Origin of the sequence: Phormidium pseudopriestleyi FRX01, assembly GCF_017313335.1 — a bacterium.
Classification (GTDB): Bacteria; Cyanobacteriota; Cyanobacteriia; order Cyanobacteriales; family Laspinemataceae; genus Laspinema; species Laspinema pseudopriestleyi.
In genome coordinates this window covers 1-5643 of record NZ_JAFLQW010000395.1, presented here as the reverse complement: position 1 = coordinate 5643, position 5643 = coordinate 1, and the positions used below count along the sequence as shown (strand labels likewise).

The 5643-nt window shown below is 47.6% G+C and carries 3 protein-coding genes; 1 reads left to right on the top strand and 2 read right to left on the bottom strand.

All coding sequences use genetic code 11. From position 1 onward, the window contains the following. Positions 1-79: 79 nt before the first annotated feature. Complete coding sequence (locus J0895_RS14955; protein WP_207088857.1) at positions 80-682, bottom strand: hypothetical protein; 603 nt, start codon at positions 680-682, stop codon at positions 80-82. A 436-nt stretch (positions 683-1118) separates the two neighbouring features. After that, positions 1119-1340: a hypothetical protein gene (locus tag J0895_RS14950; protein WP_207088856.1), complete on the bottom strand. Its 222-nt coding sequence runs from the start codon at positions 1338-1340 to the stop codon at positions 1119-1121. 551 nt (positions 1341-1891) lie between these two features. Here J0895_RS14950 and J0895_RS14945 point away from each other — a divergent pair. Beyond that, complete coding sequence (locus J0895_RS14945; protein ID WP_207088855.1) at positions 1892-5539, top strand: sensor histidine kinase; 3648 nt, start codon at positions 1892-1894, stop codon at positions 5537-5539. The last annotated feature ends 104 nt before the right edge of the window (positions 5540-5643 follow it).

Genomic DNA, 5643 nt, shown 5'->3' with positions numbered 1-5643 from the left:
TTTTGTCAAAAGTAAGCTGGGTGGACTTTCGGCTAAAATAGAGGGACCCGCTTGGAGCAGAGTCAGCCGAACAATTTGTTCACGCTTGATGACCACTGCTTGAGACAGTTCTGAACCACCCGGAAAAACTCTTCAAAATGCCAGCGGGTATTTCTAGGCTCAAGACTTGTAAAATCCCTAGAACTAAAGCATTGAGATTGACAAATCGTTCAAAGGCTTCGACTTTCTCTATTATTTTGAACGGCTCAGGCTCAGAGTATTCCTTGATATTCATATTTTTAGGGTTTCGGGAAGAGCGAGGCATATTTTTCATCCAGAACCGATAGCTAAACCCTGATAAAATCTCGATTAAAGTTTGAAAAGTTACTTCGATTTCAAACCGCCAACTATAAGCAATTACAATTTCTACTCCGGACAAATTTAGGTCGTTTGACAACAGGATGCTTTGCTTTCCTTCTGACCACAACACCAGTACAAATCGGACTAAATTTTTAGGACTATCCCAATGTAAATCTACAGTTTGATAACTGAGGAGCTGTTTTTTTCCATAAAGGGATAACGATTCAGTTGTTAAAGCATCTGAGTCATTAAATAAGGTGCGTAATTCCAGGCGCTTTCCCCAGATAGCCGGCCTGCCGGGACCTTGGCTCCGGGGGGATGGTGGTAACGGATATCTAGCCACGGTATTAATCTTGACCCGTGTAATCAAGTGAAGTGAATGAAACCTCAACTCCTTAATTAGTGTTTTCGACGCAAAATAAGCTTTCTTATACAACATAACTTCCCGCCCTTATATAATCCCTACATAAACCCGAAATTTTATCGACCAAGCTCGGGGACTTATCATCAGCTTTTTCCACCCCATCTTGAATCTCAAATGTGACCGGAACGGCGAGTAAAGAATCACCGGATTGTCATAAAAGACTAAGAGCTCCAAAATAATGACCCCTAATCCATTCAGGTTTGGTCACATTACCTGATTCTTGGTGTAATTTTTTAACTAGGGGCATTTTTCTGCCTTCTTTCGGGACTTTAATGCCATCCCCAAGATAAATAGGTTTACCCTTCAACCGTTTGACATTTTCATGAGAAATCAACCATTGATGCCATCGGTGTGATCATGTTTTGGCACTCCAACTTTTAGCGTGAAACCAATGGAGAGCATGGTCATAGTAATATTCACTCAGTCCCACCGCATTCAGATAACTGGTGATGGCCGGGGCCCGGTTGCATAACAGGATACCCCAGACCATAATCACTAACCATTCAAACGCCGCCTCACGGCTGAATGCGGGCCTTAGACTTTTTATGATTTCCTCAATTCGCTGTTTTAGGTACATAATGGTAACACTGGTTAAGCTTAGAATCTTAAACAGTATGACTTATGGACTGGTTTTATGCCGGTCCATTTTTTTTGAGGCCATAGAGCGACTGACGATGGGTTATACAGAACTTTTCACTGTCCAGCTCTTTATAATCCGGTCTAAATGGAGTACAGTAAAGATTGGGGAGATGGTAGGGGTCAGAAAGTTCAAGTGGGTTCGATTATGGTGTCGGAGGCGATCGCCTCAAACCTGAGCATTTTTCCAAGTCCCTAGGTCATGTTTACTACCGTCGAGACGATGGGCAAGGGTAAAAGGGGTGGGTTGTGTGGGGACAATTTGTTAACTTATTTTGACAATCCGTTGACGGATTACCCGAGCTTTTCTGCTTATTGTCTAGGGTGAAATTTTACTCTCTTTTGTAAAGAAACATTACGTTTAAAGTCCTTGGGGCAATTCTTTAAATACTGCGAATCAGTTAGGGAATCATTAACTTAGTCAAACTCCAAATTTAACAAATCGGCCCTATACTCTCTAAAACTATGGAAACCCTAAATTCTAAAATAAATATGAATCATCGTTTACCCAGCCAAATCATCCTATATTTAGACCGCGAACATTTGTTCTCTTTATTTCAACTGCTGCGCCATGCCCTAGAAAGCAGTGGGTGGTTACGGGCTTTATTAGTGGTAGGAGACAATTTAGAACGGTGTCAAAAGCTCCAAAAAATTTGGGATAAAACTGGGCAGAGGATTCCAGAGAAGGTGGAATCTGGAGTCGGGACATATCCGGTAAAAACGGCCATGACGCCAAGCCGGTTTTCCGTCGATGAAGTGGAGGTGCAATCCATGCCGAATGCACCCAGCCAGCCAAACTATCCGTTGGGCTTGCCCCAACGATTTGCGCCGGTTCCGGTGATTGCCCTAGGGGGAGTGGAAACGAGCATTCTGGCCCTGAGTTCCCATCTAAACATCTGGATTCAAGTGGAACTGGATCAAGCTCACACAGAGGAAGAATTTGCAGGGGTTGGGGAAGGGAATGAGCCGATGAGTAGAGTATCAGTATTGTTCGATCCAGAGGTGATCGTCCAGTTGCTCCGAAGCTCAACCCTGGCGACAGCAGTTCCTCACTGTTCTGGTTTGGAAGCGATGGATCTAGAAAATGATGAGCGGGTATTGCGGCGGTTTTGGTTACATACGCTCCATTTAATTTCTTCCCAAGACTCGTCCATCGCCGTTGCAGAAGAGAGTGGCAACCGGAGCGAGTTGAACCCAAAAGGGGAGAGGATGGCTCAAACCCGGCGATTTTCTGGGGGGAGAGAGGCTTTGCGATCGCCCCTGACTTATCAGCAAACTCAAGACTGCATCGATCAACACTCATCCTGGATCTCGTTTCCTCATCCCGGCTTTGATGGGGTGTTTTGGGACTGTCCCACGGGAATTGTTTACCACAGCATTGATGGTGGGATTGTCAAAGCCAATCCAGCGTTTTGTCAAATGACGGGGTATAGTCCGAGTCAACTGCGCTATTTAGATGCCCGGGCAATTTCCCATCCCGAAGATTTCGCGGCATTTTTGCGACTGATTCAACAAATGGTGCGCGAGGGCATAAAACGGCAAACCCTGCGCCAGCGTTACATCTGCGCCAATGGTTCGGTGTTGGCGCTACAGGTGACCCTGTGCCTGGTGGGGGAAGAAGAGGATGAGAGCTATTTTATGACTTTTGTGACGGATTTGAGCGATCGCGCCCGCGCCGAACAGGAAATCCAACAGCGGCGATCGCGGGAAATGCTCCTGAGTCGAATTTCCGCTAAAATCCGCTCCACGTTCGATCTGCCCACCATTTTAAAACTCGGGGTCGAGGGTCTCAGACAGGCCCTAGACACCGATCGCGCCCTTGCCTTCCAGTTTTTGGCTGATGGCAGTGGCGTTTGTATCGCGGAAGATGTGCAAGCGCCTTATCCATCCATCAAGGGACAATGGTTTCCCCCTGACTGTATGCCCCTTGCCCATCGCGATGCCTATCGCAATGGACATCTCGGGTCAATTCCCGATATTCAAAGTGCAGCCCTCAGCGATTGCCATCGAGAAATGCTTAACCAATTTCAAGTCCGCAGTTTTATGGGAGTCGCCATTGGGCGCAATCAAGAAGAGTTTATTATACCAGATAGGCTCGGCGTGCGAGAACTTCAGAACTCAACTGCGGACCTCTCAGAGATTGATGCCAATGTTCTCCAATCTGCGAGTGTTTCTAGCTTGTGGGGATTGCTGGTTGTTCATCATTGTCATGGTCCCCGACAATGGACAACGGACGAAAAGCAACTGGTGCAAGCGGTGGCAACTCAGATGGCGATCGCGATCGAACAAGCCAATCTCGTCCAACAATTACGCACCTATGCTCGGGAACTCGAAGATCGGGTACAGCAGAGAACCACAACCTTAGCGCGATCGCTCCAATTCGAGCAACTGATTCGCCACTTAACCGAAACCCTCAGCAGTGCCACCAATGAAGACCGTGTAATCAGTGCAGCCGTAAAAGGAATCGTGGAAACTCTCGGGGTGGATAGCTGTCATGCCCTGTTGTGGGATGAGGAACAAGGGGTATATCAGGCCCAGGCATCGTTTCTCAACCCCCTTTCGGAAAAAGCCTTGCCCGTTGCAATTCGCTTAGACTTTAATCAGATTTCCCCGGACTGTCGGACGGTGCTATTACAAGGGGAACTCTGTGTCTTAGATCCGGTTAATTGTGAGGAAATTGGCGATCGCATCCTACCTGGGGATGAGAATTTTCACGAGTCCGCCCAGAACCCATTTTTCCAACAAACCCTCGTCCCGATCGCGGATGATAGCGGTTCCATCGGCGCGTTAGGCATCATTCAACCCCAACAAAAAGACTTTGATGGCGACGAGATTGAACTGGTCAAGCAGGTTGCCAAAGTTTGTGCGATCGCCATCCGCCAAGCCCGTCTGTTGCGAAAGGAACAGTCCTCCCGTCTGAGTGCTGACTATTTTCGGTCTTTTCTGCGTCAATCCAGTGATATCTTTGTCGAATATGACACCGAAGAGCGTTATTTATCGATTAACGCGGCAGGTGCAGCCTTTTTTGGCCTCACTCGCGAACAGATCATCGGAAAAACCAATCGAGAAGTGAGCGCAAACGCCGCTGAGGCGATCGAACCCCTGTTGCGTCATGTCTATGAAACGGGCGATCGCGTTTTAGTCAGTCACGAGATTAGTTTCCCCATCGGAAACAAAACCCTAGAAACCGTGTACTCTCCCATCTCCGACGAAACCGGCTCAATCCATCGGATTATTGCGATCGCCCGAGATGTCAGTGAATTTCGTCACCAATGGCAGCGCCTGCAAGAGCAAAATCAAGAACTAGCCGCCATCAACCGTCTCAAAGAAGAGTTCATTGCCACCACCTCTCACGAACTCCGCACCCCCTTAACCGCCATTCTCGGCTTCTCCAGCGTCCTGATAGAGGAATCATTCGGTTCATTAAACGGTAAGCAAAAAATTTACCTAGACCGGATTCATACCAGCGGACAACACTTGTTATCCCTGATTAATGATATCCTCGACCTCTCCCGCATTGAAGCCGATCGCCTGGAACTCGAACCCCAACTTGTTTATATTTGCGATATTTGTCAGGGTCTCGTCAGCTTGATTCAAGAGCGAGTCGCTAATCACGGTTTACAGTTTCAGATGGAAGTAGACCCCTCCCTTGAATCTATGGTGGTTGACCCGCGCAGGCTCAAACAAATGCTCCTTAATCTCCTCACTAATGCGATTAAATTTACCCCAGAAGGTGAGGTGGGGTTAAAAATTTATCGATCTAGTGCCAGCGAAACTCCCAACGGCTGGGAGGGGACGTCAAACGCTGGAGAGAAGGCGATATCCAAGCCAGGGCGGAACACGCTCACTCGCCCTCATGATTGGATTCACTTTGTGGTTTGGGATACGGGGATTGGCATTGATGAGTGCGATCGCCCGAGGCTGTTTTCTCCCTTCTCCCAAATTGATACCTCTCTCACTCGCAAATATCAAGGCAGTGGTCTGGGTTTAGCCATTACCCGAAAATTAGTCGAACTCCACGGAGGATGGATTTCTGTCACCTCTGAGCCGAATCAAGGCTCAACGTTTAGCATCACTTTACCGTTATACGAATCCGCCACCGAAATTCTCCTAGATGCCCTCAAAAATGGGACCGTCTAATCTGGAACTGGGTTCAAGTCGTCAGAATCCACACCCTTTCCCAACGGAAAGCGACAAATCGTTGTTTCATGTAGGGGTAGGGTCTCCAAACCCTCTTTTGACCT